The 17,410-nt window shown below is 65.4% G+C and carries 15 protein-coding genes; 7 read left to right on the top strand and 8 right to left on the bottom strand.

Annotated features, from left to right (window positions below; all coding sequences use genetic code 11):
* Nucleotides 1–17: 17 nt before the first annotated feature.
* Nucleotides 18–1,535 carry an ATP-binding protein gene (locus AAFG13_RS21450; RefSeq protein ID WP_342713249.1) on the bottom strand — a complete coding sequence of 506 codons (1,518 nt, stop codon included), beginning with the start codon at nucleotides 1,533–1,535 and terminating at the stop codon, nucleotides 18–20.
* Nucleotides 1,536–2,049: 514 nt separating this feature from the next.
* Between AAFG13_RS21450 and AAFG13_RS21445 the strand changes: the two genes are divergently transcribed.
* Together AAFG13_RS21445 and AAFG13_RS21440 are read left to right on the top strand one after the other, a co-directional pair.
* Nucleotides 2,050–3,396, top strand: coding sequence for a hypothetical protein (locus AAFG13_RS21445; RefSeq protein ID WP_342713248.1), 1,347 nt, complete (start codon nucleotides 2,050–2,052; stop codon nucleotides 3,394–3,396).
* Between the two features lie 2 nt (nucleotides 3,397–3,398).
* Nucleotides 3,399–3,959, top strand: coding sequence for a hypothetical protein (locus AAFG13_RS21440; RefSeq protein WP_212318087.1), 561 nt, complete (start codon nucleotides 3,399–3,401; stop codon nucleotides 3,957–3,959).
* Nucleotides 3,960–3,998: 39 nt separating this feature from the next.
* On the opposite strand, the gene AAFG13_RS21435 is transcribed toward AAFG13_RS21440, so the two are convergent.
* The 4 genes from AAFG13_RS21435 to AAFG13_RS21420 form a co-directional block, all read right to left on the bottom strand.
* Entirely contained in the window at nucleotides 3,999–4,709 is a 711-nt protein-coding gene (locus tag AAFG13_RS21435) for an alanyl-tRNA editing protein (RefSeq protein WP_212318086.1), read from the bottom strand.
* An 11-nt stretch (nucleotides 4,710–4,720) separates the two neighbouring features.
* Nucleotides 4,721–5,890 (bottom strand): OpgC domain-containing protein, encoded by a 1,170-nt coding sequence (locus AAFG13_RS21430; RefSeq protein ID WP_342713247.1) that lies wholly within the window; start codon nucleotides 5,888–5,890, stop codon nucleotides 4,721–4,723.
* Between the two features lie 320 nt (nucleotides 5,891–6,210).
* Nucleotides 6,211–6,825, bottom strand: a complete 615-nt coding sequence (locus AAFG13_RS21425; RefSeq protein WP_092123429.1) for a TetR/AcrR family transcriptional regulator — start codon at nucleotides 6,823–6,825, stop codon at nucleotides 6,211–6,213.
* 84 nt (nucleotides 6,826–6,909) lie between these two features.
* A complete protein-coding gene (locus tag AAFG13_RS21420; RefSeq protein ID WP_342713246.1) occupies nucleotides 6,910–8,082 on the bottom strand; it encodes an acyl-CoA dehydrogenase family protein in 1,173 nt (390 codons plus the stop codon).
* Nucleotides 8,083–8,308: 226 nt separating this feature from the next.
* Between AAFG13_RS21420 and AAFG13_RS21415 the strand changes: the two genes are divergently transcribed.
* On the top strand, nucleotides 8,309–9,409 hold the full coding sequence (locus tag AAFG13_RS21415) for an asparaginase (protein WP_342713245.1): 1,101 nt from the start codon (nucleotides 8,309–8,311) through the stop codon (nucleotides 9,407–9,409).
* Here AAFG13_RS21415 and AAFG13_RS21410 read toward each other — a convergent pair.
* Nucleotides 9,388–9,957, bottom strand: coding sequence for a sigma factor-like helix-turn-helix DNA-binding protein (locus AAFG13_RS21410; RefSeq protein WP_342713244.1), 570 nt, complete (start codon nucleotides 9,955–9,957; stop codon nucleotides 9,388–9,390). The two genes, AAFG13_RS21415 and AAFG13_RS21410, sit on opposite strands and share 22 nt — an antisense overlap.
* Before the next feature lie 177 nt (nucleotides 9,958–10,134).
* Between AAFG13_RS21410 and AAFG13_RS21405 the strand changes: the two genes are divergently transcribed.
* The 4 genes from AAFG13_RS21405 to AAFG13_RS21390 all read left to right on the top strand — a co-directional run bounded on the left by AAFG13_RS21405 (nucleotide 10,135) and on the right by AAFG13_RS21390 (nucleotide 15,298).
* The gene (locus tag AAFG13_RS21405; RefSeq protein WP_342713243.1) at nucleotides 10,135–11,115 is read left to right on the top strand and encodes an AraC family transcriptional regulator; all 981 of its coding nucleotides are present in this window, start codon (nucleotides 10,135–10,137) and stop codon (nucleotides 11,113–11,115) included.
* 60 nt (nucleotides 11,116–11,175) lie between these two features.
* On the top strand, nucleotides 11,176–11,982 hold the full coding sequence (locus AAFG13_RS21400) for an MBL fold metallo-hydrolase (RefSeq protein ID WP_342713242.1): 807 nt from the start codon (nucleotides 11,176–11,178) through the stop codon (nucleotides 11,980–11,982).
* Between the two features lie 85 nt (nucleotides 11,983–12,067).
* Nucleotides 12,068–13,930 carry a molecular chaperone HtpG gene (htpG, locus tag AAFG13_RS21395; protein ID WP_342713241.1) on the top strand — a complete coding sequence of 621 codons (1,863 nt, stop codon included), beginning with the start codon at nucleotides 12,068–12,070 and terminating at the stop codon, nucleotides 13,928–13,930.
* A 219-nt stretch (nucleotides 13,931–14,149) separates the two neighbouring features.
* The gene (locus AAFG13_RS21390; RefSeq protein ID WP_342713240.1) at nucleotides 14,150–15,298 is read left to right on the top strand and encodes a DUF3095 domain-containing protein; all 1,149 of its coding nucleotides are present in this window, start codon (nucleotides 14,150–14,152) and stop codon (nucleotides 15,296–15,298) included.
* A 71-nt stretch (nucleotides 15,299–15,369) separates the two neighbouring features.
* Here the strand turns inward: AAFG13_RS21390 and AAFG13_RS21385 are convergent, their stop codons facing one another.
* Together AAFG13_RS21385 and AAFG13_RS21380 are read right to left on the bottom strand one after the other, a co-directional pair.
* Nucleotides 15,370–15,813, bottom strand: a complete 444-nt coding sequence (locus AAFG13_RS21385) for a DUF2147 domain-containing protein (protein ID WP_212318070.1) — start codon at nucleotides 15,811–15,813, stop codon at nucleotides 15,370–15,372.
* Nucleotides 15,814–16,008: 195 nt separating this feature from the next.
* Complete coding sequence (locus tag AAFG13_RS21380) at nucleotides 16,009–17,394, bottom strand: MATE family efflux transporter (RefSeq protein ID WP_212318068.1); 1,386 nt, start codon at nucleotides 17,392–17,394, stop codon at nucleotides 16,009–16,011.
* Between the last annotated feature and the right edge of the window lie 16 nt (nucleotides 17,395–17,410).

Raw genomic sequence — 17,410 nt, 5'->3', positions numbered from 1 at the left:
CGTCGCCCAGCGACTGATTACGGAGTCGAGCTGTTGGAGGCCGCTTCCGCCAGTACTTCGTCGGCATTCGGGTCGGCTGCGGCCGTGGCCCAGGCGAGTTCGACGAGTGTCACGATCCGCCGGCCGGCACCGTCAAGCTGGCAGACGATCAGGCCCTGCTCCTCGATGTAGGTCAGAAGATGCCGGGCGCGGCGCAGCGAGTGCGTGCCATAGGCGCGGGCGATCGCGGCATCGCTCGGGCAGGGCCAGCCTTCCTTCGCGGCGCGCGCGATCATCATGAAGACGCCCTGCATGTCCTCGGGCAGGATGGCGGCACGCAGCGAGACATCCTGCCAAGCGTGGTCCTCCGCCATCTCGGCGCCGAGCCCGGCGCGGGCGCGCGTCAGCATGCGGCGGAAATCGGTCAGCTCGGGCACGACGGCACCGAGACCTTCGATCCGGCAGCGGACCACGAACTCCTGATAGAGCACGCCGATGGCGCGGAAGCCGGCGTCGGGCTCGGCGAGGATCGCGCGCAGGATGCGATCCAGCCGCTCACGCCGTTCGGCCAGCTGCTCGGCGCTGAGTGGCGGTTCCGCGGCTTCGGGATCTTGCTCCGGTACTGTTGGCTTGGCGGCCATCAACTGGCTGAGCAGGTCGGGCGACGGCGCGCGGCGCGGCGGTCTGGCCGTTGTTTCGGGCGGCGGGGCCGCGAGGATGATGGCGCGTGCATCCTCAAGCGCCGCTTCGGGCAGCGGCATCAGCCGCGGCGCCGCGTTGCGCGGTTGGGTGTCGGTCGGACCGATGCGGAGGCCCAGCGGACGGCGGGAGAGCGCGGGTCCCAGCGCCATGAATTGTCCGCGCTCCAGGTCGCGGAACGCCTCCGCCTGCCGCCGCTCCATGCCGAGCAGGTCGGCGGCGCGCGCCATGTCGATATCGAGGAAAGTCCGGCCCATCAGGAAGTTCGATGCTTCGGCCGCGACATTCTTGGCGAGCTTGGCCAGCCGCTGGGTCGCGATGATCCCGGCAAGCCCGCGCTTGCGGCCGCGGCACATCAGGTTGGTCATCGCGCCGAGCGAGAGCTTGCGCGCCTCGTCGGAAACTTCGCCCGCGATCGCCGGCGCGAACAGCTGCGCCTCGTCCACCACCACCAGCATCGGATACCAGTGGTCGCGGGCGACCTCGAACATGCCGCCGAGGAAGGCCGCGGCGCGCCGCATCTGGTTCTCGGCGTCGAGCCCCTCGAGATTGAGCACGGTCGAGACGCGATGGATGCGTACGCGCTCGCCGGCGACCTGCAGGCTGCGCTCGGTATGGTCCTCGGCATCGATGACGAGGTGGCCGAATCGCTCGGCCAGGGTCACGAAGTCACCCTCGGGATCGATGATGGTCTGCTGCACCCATGGCGCGCTCTGTTCCAGCAGCCGGCGCAGCAGATGGGATTTGCCGGAACCCGAGTTGCCCTGCACCAGGAGGCGCGTGGCCAATAGCTCCTCGAGGTCGATGGCCGCCGAAGCGCCGGCCGTCGTCTGTCCCATCTCGATCGCTACGGTCATGTCCCGACTCAAATTGTCCTTGCGGCACGCGGCTTAACAAGCCGTTCGCTCCCCGTCGAGCGAACCGCGGCATGATCCCCAGGCGCGACCGGGACCTGGACAGCGGCGATGCTCGCCTGGCGAGACGACGATTGATCGGGCCACTACAACGTGTTTAATTTGCTTGCCGATCCGGTGAAGATTCTTTTCGCGTCAATTTCGGTTCAGATGCGCGATCCGGCCAGTTCGGACCCGCGGCCTCGTTTCAATCAGCCCGTCGAACTCGATGCCTGAGTTCAATTATGACGCATTCATTTCCTACCGCCGGTCCGACGGGATTGCCGTTGCACGGTGGCTGAGACGCGCGCTTGTCGGCTTTCGTCTTCCTGCCGCGCTGCGCGACGTCTATGGCCGGAAGCTGCGCGTCTATCTCGATTCGGCCTATGAGCGGGGCACCAGCGACTTCTACCAGCAAAGCATCAGGCCGGCGCTGCTGTCCTCGCGATACCTCATTGTCGTCGCGACGCCGAACGCGATGCGGCGCCCGGGAGGTGTCGAGGACTGGATCGAGCGCGAGATCCGGGATTTCGCCACCGGCCCCGGAGCCGGCAACGTCATCGTCGCCAGAGGCGCAGGCGATTTCGACGGACCGCTGCCCGGCGGCTTGAAGGAAACGTTCCCGAATATCGAGATCGTCGATTTGAGAGGCGCGGGACGCTTCTGGTTCCTGAGCTTTTCGCGGGTCGTCCGCCTGAGCGCGGAAAAGCTGAAGATCGTCGCGCCCCTGTTCAACATCCCGCCCGACGAGATGCCCCGGCTCCGGCAGGAAGAGGAGAAGCGGCAGCAGACGCAGTTGGGCGCCGTCGCGGGCGCGACGCTTGGAACGCTGCTCGCGGTGGGCAGTCTCAGCGTGGTCGCCTTGATCAACCAGCACAAGGCGATCCGTGCCAACGACGACAGCATGTTCGCGGCATCCAGCATGGTTGAGGAGGCGGTCAATCTGAGCGCCGGTGATGCTTCCACTTCGCGGACACGCCGGCTCATCATCGGCCGCGGTTGCGATCTGCTCGACAAGGCGGATCAAGGGACGACGAACGATCCCCCGATCAACGGGGTTGTAACCTGCCGGCTCGAGCGCGGAGCCCGCCGCGAGGCACTGCACGAAGACAAGGAGGCGCGCAAGGAATTCAGCGACGCCATTGAACGCGCGGCGCTGAGTCATCAGAGCCGCGCGCGCGTTGATGCGGCATTGGCTCTCCTGCAGGCACGCCAGGCCTATGCCGAGTACCTGATGCGACAGAAAGATATGGATGGCGCCAGCCACGCATATGCCGATCTGCTCGAGGACGCCCGGCGGCTCGGCAAGGAGCATGATGGGCGCGCGCAAATTGTCCGGTTCGAGGCCGAGGCGCAGGGCCAGACCGGCGACCTGCACGCTGCCGCAAATCGCCACCAGGAGGCGGCCGACAGCTATTCCGCTGGTGCCGACGCGCTGAAGCGCTTGCTCGACGCCCGCAGGTCCGACGGACGCACCGAAGACGATCAGGTCGTCGCATGGCGGGTGCGCCTGTTCCGGCTGGCGGGTCAGCAATATGTCACGCTTGATCGGCCGGATCTCGCGGCCGAGCAGTTCAAGCTTGCTGTCGGTGCCGGCTCATCCGATGACGGCAAGCCCGCCGATGTATCCGTCGCATATGAGGTGGCTATCGCCCAGGCATACACGCTCATGATCGAGCGCAAGCGCGGAAACGCCGCTGCTGCCGCGGAGGCCAAACAGGGGGCCCTCAGCAGCGTCGACGCGATCGCAGCTTCCGATGCGGGGGCTGGCCTCAAGCGGCTCGCCGCCGATCTCAAGCGCTGGATCGAACAGCAGGAGAATTGAGGGTGGACATCTCCGGCAGCGCGCGCCTTGTGACCGCAACGCTGGCATCGTTTGTCGTGAGCGCGGCCGTGCTCGGCGGCGCCGGATATTCAGCGTCGCGTATCCTGGTCGCGCCGCCGCGAGACGTGTTCCGAGCCGCGGCGTTTGACATGGAACTGGCGCGCGGCTGGTGGTGCGAACAGGACGACAGTGAATTTGTCTGCTCGCCGCCCGGCAAGCCTCCCCATGCGGCCATCGCGATCATCGCGATGAAGGAGCGCAATTCGCAGGACAATCTGCAGGCCTACGAGGACCACCTGAAGCAGCGGCAAAGGATCGGAGACGAAGCGACCGGCAAGCTGTCCGACGTCCGCTCTGTCGGACGCACGACGATTGGTTCGCACCAATGGGTCGAGGCGCTGCATTCCGGTTCGGAACTACCCAATTTCGACACCTACTATCTCGCCACCAACACATCAGAGCTCGGTATCCTCGTCACTCTGTCGGTGCACAAGGACTATGCCGACAAATATGTCGCCGAACTCAAGCAAATGATCACAACGCTCAAGATCTATCAGAGGTAAGACACGCCGCGCTCCAGCCACACGGCTTGGGAGAGCCGGTCAGACCGCAACCTTGATCCGGCGATTCTGGCGGCCCTTGTTGTCGATCTTGACGATGCGCGCAGGGCGGGCCTGCCCGGTCGACGTCAGATGGGTGCCGCCGCAGGCCTGCCGGTCGAGACCGAGGATCTCGACGATCCGGACAAGGCCATCCTCCCCGACCGGTGGAGCGACAGCCTTGCTGCGAAACAATCCGGGTGTGGCTTCTGCTTCGGTATGCGCCATGAAAGCGGCGCTCACCGGAAGGTCCTGCCGGATGATGTCGTTCAGCGGCGTCTCAAGCGCCCGCAGTCGTTCATTGTCGGCGCCGGGCAGATCGAAGTCGACCCGGAAGCTGCCGTCGGCATTGAGTTGCGCGCCGGTCAGAAGCGCGCCGCCGAACTGCGTATAGACCAGCGCGTTGACGACGTGGGCAAGCGTGTGCAGTTCGCACATCAGCTCGCGAAATGCCGGCTCGACTTCGAGCATGACCTTGCCGGAGATCAGGCTGTCGCCCGGGACCGTGTGCCAGAGGCCGCGTTCGTCACGCGCGAGGGCGGTCACCGGCAGCACGCCGCCGGACCATCTCAGGACACCCTGGTCCGGAAGCTGCCCGCCCCCTCCGGGAAAAAACGGCGAGCGTTCGACGAGGACGGCGCCGGGCCTTGCGTCGCGCACCTCGGCTTCGAGCTGCAGGATTTCGGGATGATCGTGATAGAAGGCACGCGACATCGATGACGCGCCTATTCCGCCGGCTTCGCAGCCGCCTGCGCCTGCGCAGCCACGGGCGGCTTCGGCGCCTTGTCGATCTTCTTCGACCAGGAGCGGTAATAGGCGAGCACGGTCATCAGCACGATGCCGATCGCGCTGACCAGGATCTGCATCCAGAGGCTGCCCGAGACCTCGACAAGCACCACATGCGCGACCACGGCAAGGAATACGCCCGAGCAGAACACCTCGAGCGACTGCTGGCCGCATTTGATGATCGGCTGGAATATCGGCCATTCGTATCCGGCCCATTCGCGCGGCAGGAAGCGTGTGACGAAGAAGGCCAGCACCACGAAGTGCAGCACGCGATAGGGCGCGAGGTTGGTCTTGTCGTTCGGATTGAAGGCGTCGTAGAGCCAGGACGGCATCGCCTGGCCCAGCTCCGGAAATCGGCCCGCCAGTGTCATGATCAGTGCGAACAACAGATAGGCGCCGCCGAGCCACAGAAAGGCGCGCGAGCGGATGAATGTGATCGATTCGCTGGCGCCGCCGAGCGCGAACCAGCCGCCGAACACGAACAGGAACTGCCAGCAGAACGGGTTGAAGTACCACGAGCCGCCTGGATAGGCGCGCAGATTCCAGCCGAAATGCCGTGCGGCCAGATAGAGCAGGAACGAGGCTGCCAGCGTCAGGTTGAGCTTCCGCAGCATCGCCCACAGCACCAGCGGATAGACCAGCATCAGCGCGATGTAGAGCGGCAGCACGTCCATGTTGACCGGCTTGAACGCCAGCAGCAGGCCTTGATAGAGCGTCTCGGCCGGGTTCTGCATGAAGCCGGCGACGTTGAATTCGTTCTCGAGATTGGGGTCGTGATAGCGCTGCGCGAGATAGCCGATCTCGGCGATGTAGATCACGAACAGCAGGACATGCGCGACATAGATCTGCCACGCCCGCTTGATCAGCCGGGTGGCGCCGATCACGGTCCCGCGCTCCAGCATCACCCGCGCATAGACAAAGGACGCGGTGTAGCCGGAGATGAAGACGAACAGATCGGCCGCGTCGCTGAAGCCGAAATTCTTCTGCGTGATCCAGTTCACCGCGTTGTTCGGGATGTGATCGAGATAGATCGCCCAGTTGGCGAAGCCGCGCAGCAGATCGAGGCGATAGTCGCGGCCACGCGGCGGCAGAACAGCCTTGACGTCCATCGGTTCGCTCCCATCCCCAGTGCCCGCGAGTCCATCCGCGGGTCGCCCATCGCATCATACTAGAACAGGATTTCGACGGTTGTGTATTGGTTTTCTGGGAAAGGGATCGTCTCGACGGCAGGTCAAACAGTGCTGAATTTGGCCTCAAATCATTCGTGCCGCCGAAGCCAACGCCGGGCATGACGATTCCTGGTGCATAGTATGGTAGCGTAGGATGGGTAGAGCGCAGCGAAACCCATCACTCCGTGCCGGCCTAACGAATGATGGGTTTCGCTGCGCTCTACCCATCCTACGAGAGTTGGAGCCGCGCACCGGCGCAGCTAACGCTGAACGAACCCGTTGTGCAGCGTGGTGAACAGCGTCTTGCCCTTCTTCACCAGATCGTATTTGCGGCCATAGAGCAGCCAGACCGCGGTCAGGTGGCACATGCCGCCCATCATCAGCGACATCGCGGTGTAGGGATCGAGGTTGCGGCGATAGGTGCCGGCGCGGATCGCCTGCTTGATCAGCTGCACGTAGCGCAGCGCATATTTGTCGACCGCCTTCTTGACCCGCGGCTCGGCGGCAAGGACGCTCGGCCATATCTCCAGGAAGAACACGCGGCCCCAGCTCGGGTTGTCCTTGATGTACTGGAAGTTGGTCAGGAAGATGATGCGAAGCTGCTCGACGGGGTCGCCGCCCTTCACCAGCAGCGGCTCGGTCTTCTGATACAACGCTTCGAAATTGCCCTCGGGCACATCCAGCACCAGCGCGCGCTTGTCCTCGAAATAATCGTAGATGCTGGAGAGCGGTACTTTCGCGACGGTAGCGATCTCGGTGAGCGAGGTGCCGTCGATGCCCCGCTGGCCGAACAGCTTGGTCGCTGCCGAGAGGATCTGCTCGCGCCGATCGCGGCTGCGTTGTTGCTTGAGCTTGAGCGTCGTCCCCGAAGCCACTTCCTTCTCCATCCCGCAAAAACAGTAAGACAGCGGAAGTGGATCACCAAGAACTATTGCAACATAAAGTGGAAGAGGCCGTTGTCAGATTGGCGCGTTCCGCCGTTCATGGTTGCGGAACGCGTTGCGGGCGATGATCTGCCGCATGATCTCGGATGTGCCATCCAGAATGCGGACCACCCTCGTTTCCCGCCAGATCCGCTCGATCGGCAGGTCCCTGGAATAACCGGCACCACCGAACAGCTGCATGGTCATGTCGGCCACCCGCTGCACCATGTCGGCGCCGGTATATTTGGACAGTGCCGCCGCGGCGGTGCGGGCGGCGGCGTCGCCCTGGTCGTAGCGCCAGGCCGCCTCATAGGCGACCAGGCGCGCGGCATGCAGCGCGCTCGCCATGTCGGCGATCTGCCACTCGATGCCTTGATGGTCGCGCAGCTTGCGCCCGAACGTCTCGCGCTCCGAGACATGATCGAGCGCGTAGTCCAGCAGCTGGCTCGCTGCGCCGACGCAATAGGCGCCCCAATGCGTGCGCCCGGCATCCAGGCACCGCATCGCGATGGCAAATCCTTCACCCTCCTGGCCGAGCATGTTTTCGCGCGGAACGCGGCAGTCCTCGAAGTCCACCTCGGCATGCGCTGAGCCGCGGCCGGCGGCCATCTCGACCAGGCGGCCGATGGAAAGGCCCGGCGTCTTCGCGTCCACGACAAACGCCGCAATGCCCTTCGCGCCCGCGGACGGGTCGAGCGTGGCGAACACCGTGAAGACGCCGGCGACCGGCGCATTGGTAATGTAGGTCTTGCGGCCGTCGAGCACGTAATGATCGCCGTCGCGCCGCGCCCTGGTCTGGATGCGGGCGGCATCCGATCCGGCGCTCGGCTCGGTCAGCGCGAAGGCGCCGATCATGCGGCCGCTGGCGAGCTCGGGCAACCATCTGTCGCGAACCCCAGGCTGCGCGAAGAACTCGATCGCCTTCGAGCCGATATGAACGTTCACCCCGATCAGATAGTAGAAGGCGGCGTGCGCCTTCGCGAGCTCCTCGATCACGATACAGCTGCCGAGCATCGAGAGGCCGAGCCCGCCAAATTGCTTCGGCGTGTTGGTGCCGAACAATCCCATCTTGCGCAGGCCGGCCATCGCACTCTCCGGCACCTCGCCGGTTGCCTCGATCGCGGCATCGTGGGGCTTGAGCTCGCTGCGCACGAATTCGCGCACCCGGCTTTGCAGAACGTGGAGATCGTCGGGAAGCTCGAAATGCATGGCGGGTCCATATTTCGAATAATCTTCGAAAAAATGTGCGCCGCCATTCCGGCGGTGTCAACATTTTGCAGGAACGCCGGCGAACAAGGCGGTGTTCCCGGGGTACTGGGTGAGAGCGGCCGGGAATGTCGGAATCTTGCCCCAATGCTTTCCGCCGCAAGTTTGTCCATTTCTTGCGCGATAAAACCACGAGTTGTGACTAGACAATCTGTCGCTGGGGGAAGAAATGACGCTGCACTCGTTTCGATCGGCTCGTTCCGCACGCACCATCGTCGGCGTTGCCGCAGCCCTTGTGATCGGGCTTGCGTCGCCGGCTATTGCACAACGATCGCCTGCCGGCGATGCGCTGGCCCGCGTGCTCGTGCTCGGCACCGGCGGCACCATCGCGGGCCAGGCCAATGCACGCGCCGGCAATGCCTATGATTCGGGCAAGGTCAGCGCGGCGAACCTGATCGCCGCCATTCCAGGCATCGACAAACTCGCCCAGATCTCGGCCGAGCAGATCTCGTCGATCGGCTCGCAGGACATGAATGACAAGGTCTGGTTCGACCTTGTCAAGCGCATCCGCGCGGCGATCGACAACAAGGAAGTCGACGGCGTCGTCATCACGCATGGCACCGACACGATGGAGGAGACGGCGTTCTTCCTGCAAAACGTGCTGGACACCGACATGCCGGTCGTGTTGGTCGGATCGATGCGGCCATCGACCGCGATCGGGGCCGATGGCCCGGCCAATCTCTACGAGGCGATGCGGGTCGCATCGGCGCCGGAATCCCGCGGCCGCGGCGTGCTCGTGGTGCTCAACGACACCATCCATGCCGCGCGCTGGGTGCAGAAGACCAATACCACCAGCGTCGATACGTTCCGTTCGCCCGACGCCGGTCCGGTCGGTTATGTCGACACCGGCTCGCTGCGCTTCCTGCAACCGGCTGCACCGGTCAAAACTGCCAAGCTGAAGCTGCCGGACGCGCCGCCCTTGCCGCGGGTCGACATCATCTATTCGCACGCCAACATGGATGCCGCGGAGGTCGAGGATGCGGTCAAGCGCGGCGCCAAGGGCATCGTGCTGGCCGGCGTCGGTGACGGCAATTCATCGAAGGGCGCGATCGATGCGCTGGCGGCCGCGGCGAAGCAGGGTGTCGTGGTGGTGCGCTCGACCCGGGTCGGCTCGGGCTATGTCAACCGCAACGTCGAGGTCGAGGACGACAAGCTCGGCTTCGCCGTCTCGCTCGATCTCAATCCGCAGAAGGCGCGCGTCCTGCTTGAGCTCCTGATCGCCAACGGCGTCACCGAGTCCTCGGCGGTTCAACAGGCGTTCGGGCGGTAGACCGTCAGTTTTGCCGCACCGCCCGCGGGCCTCGCCGCCGCTGGTGTCGCGGACGCTTGTGCCGCTCGCCGCGCTGCGAGCAGCAGGCCGCGGGCCTCCGCGATCCGCGCCATCACGGTGGTGACGGGAACGCCGGTGACTTCGGCGATCTCCTTGTAGGAGAGATCGATCATTTCGCGCAGTGCGATGACCTCGCCGAGCGGCGCGGGCAGGTCGTCGACGAGTTGCCGGATCGTCGCCGGGGCGCGCCGGCTGGACGTTTCCTTGGTGCCGGCATCGTCCGTGGGCGAGCCGCGGCGGCCGAGCTCCTCGCCAAGTTTTTCCTGGCAGACGGCTTTGAGGATCGCGAGCAGCCACGGCCTGATGGCGGTGCCGCGAAAGCCGCCGAACTGGCGCAGTGCGCGCAGGTAGCAGTCCTGCACCGCCTGTTCGGCGTCCGCCTCGGTTCGCATCAGCACCTGGGCGAACGCATAGGCATCGTCGAGCCATGGCAGGGCGGCGTCACGAAACTGCTGCGCCGTTTTATTCCCGGCTTTCGCACCACGCATCATAGGGTTGCATCTCGTGAATAGCTTTACCGTCAATCGGCGGAGTGGTATCAGGCTCCCCGCCGGAGTCGTGGACCGTCGCGCCAAGCGTAGGGACAGGAACGACATGCGCACGCCGGGAAGAACGCGATCGTTCGTCGCCTCGTTTCGATCGATCGCGCTTTCGGAGCACGGATCATGTCCGAGACACAGGTGCCCAACCGGTTCTCGATCTTCCATCACGGGCTGGCGAAAGGCCCGGCCTATGAAGCGTGGCGCGAGGGCATCTGCCGCGGCTTCTGCCGGCTCGACGTCGGACCGACCGACGACAACCGCATCGATTGCCACAACGAATTCACGCTGCTGCATTCGGTCGCGATCGCGACGCCGCGCGGCGGCTCGGCCCGCTTTGCGCGTACCCGCGCGCTTCTGAGCGACGGCTGCGACGATTTGGTGCTGATATCAGCGACGCGCGGCATGGTGCAGGTCACACAAGGCAGCAAGGCGATCGAGCTTAAGCGCGGCCAGATGTGCCTCACCGAGATGAATATCATCGGCACCGCCGATCTCACCCAGTCCGGCAACTTTACGACGACGCGGTTTCCGCGGCGCCTATTGCTCCAGGTCGCCCCCATGGCGGAGACGCAACTGGCGCGCCCGCTCGGGCGCGAGCCGGCGTTGAGCGCGATGATCGAGCGCTATTCGGCGCTCTGCACCGAGCTTGCCGGCGATCTCGACGTGCCGGGCCAGCAGGCGGCGGCGCATCATCTGGCCGATCTGGTCGGCCTCGTGCTCGGCAGCAGTGCCGAGCAGAAGGAGCTCGCCGCAAGGGACGGCGTGGCGAAGGCGCGGCTCGATCTGATGAAGGCCGATGTTCTGAAGAATCTCGACAATGGCAAGCTCACGATCGAGGCCATAGCAAGGGCGAACGCGCTGAGCACGCGCCAAGCGCAACGCCTGTTCGCGTCCGAAGGGACCACGTTCTCGGAATATGTCCTGGAGCAGCGCCTGCTGCTGGCACGCCGGCTGCTGCTGCATGCGCAGGGCGCCGGCCGCAAGGTCAGCGATATCGCCTATACGGTCGGCTTCAACGACCTGTCCTATTTCCACCGCGCGTTCCGCCGGAAGTTCGGCGCGGCTCCAGTGGAGATGCAGATGGAACTTGGGCGCCGGCATTGAACGCGTTGCGCTGCTGACGTAGATCAGGGGATCAGCTTCATCCCAACGCGTGTGGTCTCGATGCCTCTCTGGACTTGCGAACAATGCGGCGCGCAATTTCCTGAAACCGCGGCGCCGCCGTCATCCTGCCCGATCTGCGAGGACGAGCGGCAGTATGTGAACTGGAAGGGACAGGTCTGGCTGACGCGCGAGGAACTGGCGCTGCGGCATAAGCTGGTCTGGCGCGACGATCTCGGTCTGGTTGGATTGGCGCTCGAGCCGTCCTTTGCGATCGGGCAGCGTGCGCTCTTGGTGCCGGACCGCGGCGGCTGCGTGATGTGGGACTGCGTGCCGCTGGCGACCGCGGAGGCGATCGCGCATGTCAGGTCGCTCGGCGGGCTGAAGGCGATCGCGATCTCGCACCCGCATTACTATGGCGCGGTCGCCGACTGGAGCGCGGCGTTCGACGATGCGCCGGTCTATCTGCATGGCGACGATGCGCAATGGGTGACGCGGCCTTACTCGTCGATCGTGCCGTGGCAGGGCGACAGCCATCGCATCTCCGATGATATCCTGCTGGTGCGCGGCGGCGGCCATTTCGCCGGCGCCACCATGCTGCATTGGCGCCAGGGGGCGGACGGCCGCGGCGCGCTCCTGACCGGGGACATCGCGATGGTGGCGATGGACCGCCGCTCGGTCAGCTTCATGTATTCCTACCCAAACTACATCCCGCTCAACGCTTCATCAGTCCGCCGCATCGCGCGCACGGTCGCGCCGCTGGCGTATGATCGGATCTACGGCGCCTGGTGGGGCAAGAACATCGCAACCGATGCCAAGGCGGCGTTCGACCGTTCGGTCGAGCGCTATCTCGCCGCGATCTCGGACTGACGGTTCCCCCCGCTCGTCTTGCCAGGCGGCGCGATCGCGCTATATCAGGGCTTTCCCGCCACCTACCGTTTGTCCGAGTTTCTGCATGACCACAATCGCCGCCGCCGAATCCCAGCCGTTCCAGGCCGAGGTTGCCGAATTGCTGCACCTGATGGTGCATTCGGTCTATTCCGAGACCGATATCTTCCTGCGCGAGCTGATCTCGAATGCATCCGACGCCTGCGACAAGTTGCGCTATGAGGCGATCGCCAATCCCGGCCTGATCACCGACGGCACGCCGCCGGAGATCAGGATCGTCCCGAACAAGGCGGCCAATACGTTGTCCGTGGTCGATACCGGCATCGGCATGGAGCGTCAGGAGCTGATCGACAATCTCGGCACCATCGCGCGCTCCGGCACCAGATCGTTCCTGTCGAAGCTCACCGAGGCCAAGGACGGCGCCAATCTGATCGGCCAGTTCGGCGTCGGCTTCTATGCCGCCTTCATGGTCGCCGAGAAGATCGTCGTCACCAGCCGCCGCGCCGGCTCGGATGAAGTCTGGGTATGGTCGTCGGAGGGCGGCAGCGGTTTCGAGATCGCGCCGGCCAGCGAGGAGGCCGCCCAGCGCGTCGCGCGCGGTACCGAGATCGTGCTGCATCTGAAGAAGGACGCCGCCAAATATCTCGAGGCTTACGAGATCGAGCGCATCGTCCGCGAATATTCCGACAACATCCAGTTCCCGATCCTCCTGGTGCCGGAGGAAGGCGAGCCGCGCCAGATCAATTCGGCGAGCGCGCTGTGGCAGCGCTCGAAATCCGAGCTGACGCCTGAGGACTATGCGCAGGCCTACAAGCAGATCGCGGGTGCGTTCGACGAGCCGGCGATGACGCTGCATTACCGCGCCGAGGGCCGGCAGTCCTATGCCGTGCTGCTGTTCGCGCCGTCGCAAAAGCCGTTCGACCTGTTCCAGGTCGAACGCAAGGGCAAGGTCAAGCTCTATGTCCGCCGCGTCTTCATCGCCGACGATGCCGAGCTGCTGCCCGCGTACTTGCGCTTCATCCGCGGCGTGATCGACAGCGAAGACCTGCCGCTCAACATCTCGCGCGAGATGCTGCAGAACAATCCGCAGCTCGCCCAGATCCGCAAGGCCGTCACCAGCCGCGTGATCGGCGAGCTGGAAACGCTCGGCGAAAAGGAGCCGGAGACCTTCACCAAGATCTGGGACGCGTTCGGCCCGGTCATCAAGGAAGGCCTGTGGGAGGATTTCGAGCGCCGCGAAAAGCTGCTGGCGCTGGCGCGCTTCACCACGACGTCGGGCGAGAAGCGCTCGCTGAAGCAGGTTGTCGACGACTTCAAGCCGAACCAGACCGAGATCTATTATCTGGTCGGCGACAGCGTCGAGCGGCTGAAGTCGAACCCGAAACTGGAATCGGCACGCGCCCGCGGCATCGAGGTGCTGCTGCTGACCGATCCCGTCGATGCGTTCTGGACCTCGGCACCGCTCGACTTCGGCGGCAAGCCGCTGAAGTCGCTGAGCCAGGGCGATGTCGATTTCGGCCTGATCCCGCTCGCCGACGACAAGCAGGACAAGAAGGACGAGCCCGCTGCCGATGCCGCGACCACGATCGCCGTGATCAAGGACGCGCTCGGCGAGCGCGTCTCCGATGTCCGTGCCTCGCAGCGGCTGACCGAGAGCGCATCGTGCCTGGTCGCCGGCGGCGATGCGCGCGACCGCGCGCTGGAGCGGCTGCTCGCCCAGCAGAACCGCGGTGAGATCACCAAGCCGATCCTCGAGATCAATTTGCGCCATCCGCTGGTCGCGGCGCTCGCGACCGACAGCGCGCAGGCGAAGGATCTGTCGCTCCTGCTGTTCGAGCAGGCGCAGATCCTCGACGGCGAGATGCCCGACGACCCGGCCGCCTTCGCCAGCCGCATGAACCAGCTCGTGCTGCGGGGATTGGGGAAGTAGGGGCACTCGTAGCCCTCTTATCCCGTCATCCTGAGGTGCGAGCGGAGCGAGCCTCGAAGGATGAATCGGCCGCCGGCCCGGGCCGTGCATCCTTCGAGGCTCGCTCCGCTCGCACCTCAGGATGACGGGATTTCGCTCCGTCCGTGCTGCCAAAACCCGGTCCCAAACCGTTGCGTATCTGCTAGAGCATCTTCAGGGCGGAAACAGCGCGGCGTTGCGATGGCTGGCGGCAGCGAGATCTTCTACGGTGGCATTCCGGTGTTTCGCGGCTTCGCGCGCCTGATGGATCCGGCGCTGTATGCGCCATTGCCCGATGACTGGACGGTCGGCGTCGCCGATATCGTCGAGTCGACCAAGGCGATCGCGGCGCAGCGCTACAAGGCGGTCAACATGGCCGGCGCCGCGGTGGTCGCCGCCGTCACCAATGCGCTGGATGGCCGCGAATTCCCGTTCGTGTTCGGCGGCGATGGCGCGAGCTTCGCGGTCGCGCCCGCCGATCTCGACAGCGCGCGCGAGGCACTGGCCGCGACCGCGCGCTGGGTGCGGGATGATCTCGATCTGGTGCTGCGGGTGGCCTTGGTGCCGATCGCGGCGATCCGCGCCGCCGGCGCCGACGTGCGCGTCGCGCGCTTCGGGCCGTCGGCCAATCTGTCCTATGCGATGTTTTCCGGCGGCGGTCTTGCGTTTGCCGATGCCGCGATGAAGCGCGGCGAGTTCGCGCTCGATCCGGCGCCTGAGGGCACGCAGCCCGATCTGTCCGGCCTGTCCTGCCACTTCGAGGTGATGCCCTCGGCGCGCGGCGTCATCCTCTCGGTGCTGGTGCTGCCGGCGAAAGATGCCGATCCCGCGTCCTTCCGCAAGGTGATCGAGGATATTGTCGTGCTGGTCGAGAAGAGCCCGGAGGCTGGACGGCCGGTGCCTGCAAATGGCCCGCCGCTGCGCTGGCCGCCTCAGGGAATGGAGTACGAGGCGCGTGCGCGGCGCGGTGGCTCGCTTGCACTGCGCCGTGCCACGGTGCTCGCGTTCACGCTGTGGGCCTATACGCTGATGCGGTTCAATATCCCGGTCGGCAAGTTCGTGCCGAAAAACTATGTGCGGCAGCTGGTCGAGAATTCCGACTTCCGTAAGTTCGACGACGGCCTGCGCATGATCCTGGATTGCACGCCGGAGCTCGCCGCCGAGCTCGAGCAGCGGCTGGTTGCCGCCGCCGCGCAGGGCATCGTGCGCTACGGCCTGCACGAGCAGGATGCCGCGATGATGACCTGCTTCACGCCGTCGGTGATGCGCGCCGACCACGTCCACTTCATCGACGGCGCCCGCGGCGGCTACGCCTCCGCCGCCACCGTGCTGAAGACGCGCGCGGTATGACTTGTTGCAACATAGGGATTCTGCTCCCTCTCCCGCTTGCGGGGGAGGTGAAGGAAAATCCCGCCACGCGTTTACCGTCCCACGCGCGTCCAGGTCTCGCCGCCGCATAACGCGCCGACGCAGCCTTCGACGCGCAGCGTGCTCTCGCCGGTGACCGAGACGCTGCTCGCATAGGTGCCGCCATCGTCGGCATTGTAGATCTGGCCCGACCATTTGCCCGCGGCAACCGGCTGCATGCCGGAGAACAGCGGCAGCCCGATGATCGGCCGGTTGGCCAGCGACGGATTGGGATTCTTGTTGTCGACCTGCGGCTTGCCGGTCATCGGATCGATCGGGTCGCGCAGGCTCACCACCACGCCGCAGATGCCGCCGCCGCATTTGCTGACCTTGACGCGGGCATCGCCGGCCTGGGTCTGCCAGACGCCGAAAGGCTCAGGCGCGCCCTGCGCATGCGCGGCAGGCACAGCGAGTGCCGTCGCAATGATTGCGATCACGAATCCGAATTTGCAGGCCATGACGTGTTCCCCAAGAGGTCGGCCTGCATAACAAGTCGAAAGATTTCTGCAATGTAATAATCGCGCGATCGGGCGGGCACGATCCGGAAAAATTTTATAGCTTTTTTCCGAGGCCGCCATGCTCCGGCAAGGCTCGGAAGGGTGGCGGTGCCTTGTCGCGACCGAAAGCGCAACGTAAGCCCCGGCCCTCCGGGTCTATCCCCAACGGGTCAGCTTGATCGATACGATGGTGGCGAGGCCGAATGCCACCATCGCAACCCCGACCAGCGCAAACAGCGTCCACGCCGGGGCGCTCGCGGCAGCGAGCCACCAGCCGCCGATGCCGACCAGCAGCAGGCGGATGGTCCCGGCCAGCACCGGCCCGCCGACCTTGGCCGCGCCTTGCGAGGAAAAATACAGGCAGACGCCGACGCCGAAGAAGCCGAATCCCGGACCGGCCAGCGCGAAATAGGACGAGGCCGCGGCGGTCACGCCGGGATCGGTGGTGAACAGCGCAATCCACAGCGTCGGCTTGAGCGCGACCACGAGTCCGACCAGCCCGACGACAAGTCCGGCGACGGTGCCGGCGGTCCACGCCACCTTGCGGGCCCGCGTCACCAGTCCCGCACCAACAGCCATGCCGACCATCGGCACCGAGGCGACGCCGACCGCGAATGCGATCGGGATCAGCAGGAATTCCAGCCGCGAGCCCATGCCGTATCCGGCCAGCGTCTCGGTGCCGAAGCCCGCCAAAATCTTGGTGAAGATCAGGATCGTCAGCACGCTCTGCAGCGGCGACAGGCAGGAGATCGCGCCCACTTTCAGGATGTCCAGGAACATCGCGCGCTGGAAGCCGAAGGCGGCGAAGTCGAGTTTCAGCCGGCTGCGGCCAGAGGCGAGATACCAGGCGAGAAAGATCGCGCCACATGTGAACGCCGTGAGCTGGCCCGCGGCGACGCCGCGCATGCCGAAGCTCGGCATGCCGAAAAGCCCGAGACCGAACACGCCGCCGACTGCGATCTGGATCATCGACACGGTGATCAGCGTCATCGAGGGGACGCGCATGTCGCCGGTGCCGCGCACGACGGAGGCGAGCGTGTTGACCAGCCAGATCGAGATCGCGCCGGAGAACAGCACCTGAGAGTAATGCATCGATTGTTCGAGCACGCCGCCGCGTCCGCCGAGCAGCGCATAGAAGTTTTGACCGAAGCCCAGCATCATCACGGTGAAGAACAATCCGGCGCACCCACCGATGATCGCCGCATGCAGCGCCAGGTCGGCGGCGCGGTCGCGATCACCGGCGCCGAGCGCGCGGCTGATCGCCGACGAGACGCCGCCGCCCATCGCACCGGCCGACATCATCTGCGTCAGCATCGCGAACGGAAACACCAGCGCGATGCCGGCCAGCGGCTCGGTGCCGAGCCGGCCGATATAGGAGGTCTCGGCGACCGCGACCAGCGTCGAACCGAACATCGCGATCGTGTTGGGGACCGCCAGCCGCAGCAGCGTCGGCAGGATCGGCGCCGTCAGCAAGTGATCGACCGGCACCGCAGGCGTGGCCGCGGCCGGGTTGATGTCGTCGATCGAGGCATCGATGGTCATGCGTCACGGCTCACTT

Source organism: Bradyrhizobium sp. B124, from assembly GCF_038967635.1.
GTDB lineage: Bacteria > Pseudomonadota > Alphaproteobacteria > Rhizobiales > Xanthobacteraceae > Bradyrhizobium.
Note: the sequence above shows the minus strand (reverse complement) of the source record. Positions and strands in the feature narration are given on the sequence as shown.

Coding starts and splice junctions, on each gene's coding strand:
- AAFG13_RS21450 (WP_342713249.1), bottom strand. CDS start 1,535: ATGACCGTAGCGATCGAGATGGGACAGACGACGGCCGGCGCTTCGGCG.
- AAFG13_RS21445 (WP_342713248.1), top strand. CDS start 2,050: ATGCGGCGCCCGGGAGGTGTCGAGGACTGGATCGAGCGCGAGATCCGG.
- AAFG13_RS21435 (WP_212318086.1), bottom strand. CDS start 4,709: ATGTCGCGTGCCTTCTATCACGATCATCCCGAAATCCTGCAGCTCGAA.
- AAFG13_RS21430 (WP_342713247.1), bottom strand. CDS start 5,890: ATGGACGTCAAGGCTGTTCTGCCGCCGCGTGGCCGCGACTATCGCCTC.
- AAFG13_RS21420 (WP_342713246.1), bottom strand. CDS start 8,082: ATGCATTTCGAGCTTCCCGACGATCTCCACGTTCTGCAAAGCCGGGTG.
- AAFG13_RS21415 (WP_342713245.1), top strand. CDS start 8,309: ATGACGCTGCACTCGTTTCGATCGGCTCGTTCCGCACGCACCATCGTC.
- AAFG13_RS21410 (WP_342713244.1), bottom strand. CDS start 9,957: ATGCGTGGTGCGAAAGCCGGGAATAAAACGGCGCAGCAGTTTCGTGAC.
- AAFG13_RS21405 (WP_342713243.1), top strand. CDS start 10,135: ATGTCCGAGACACAGGTGCCCAACCGGTTCTCGATCTTCCATCACGGG.
- AAFG13_RS21400 (WP_342713242.1), top strand. CDS start 11,176: ATGCCTCTCTGGACTTGCGAACAATGCGGCGCGCAATTTCCTGAAACC.
- htpG (WP_342713241.1), top strand. CDS start 12,068: ATGACCACAATCGCCGCCGCCGAATCCCAGCCGTTCCAGGCCGAGGTT.
- AAFG13_RS21390 (WP_342713240.1), top strand. CDS start 14,150: ATGGCTGGCGGCAGCGAGATCTTCTACGGTGGCATTCCGGTGTTTCGC.
- AAFG13_RS21385 (WP_212318070.1), bottom strand. CDS start 15,813: ATGGCCTGCAAATTCGGATTCGTGATCGCAATCATTGCGACGGCACTC.
- AAFG13_RS21380 (WP_212318068.1), bottom strand. CDS start 17,394: ATGACCATCGATGCCTCGATCGACGACATCAACCCGGCCGCGGCCACG.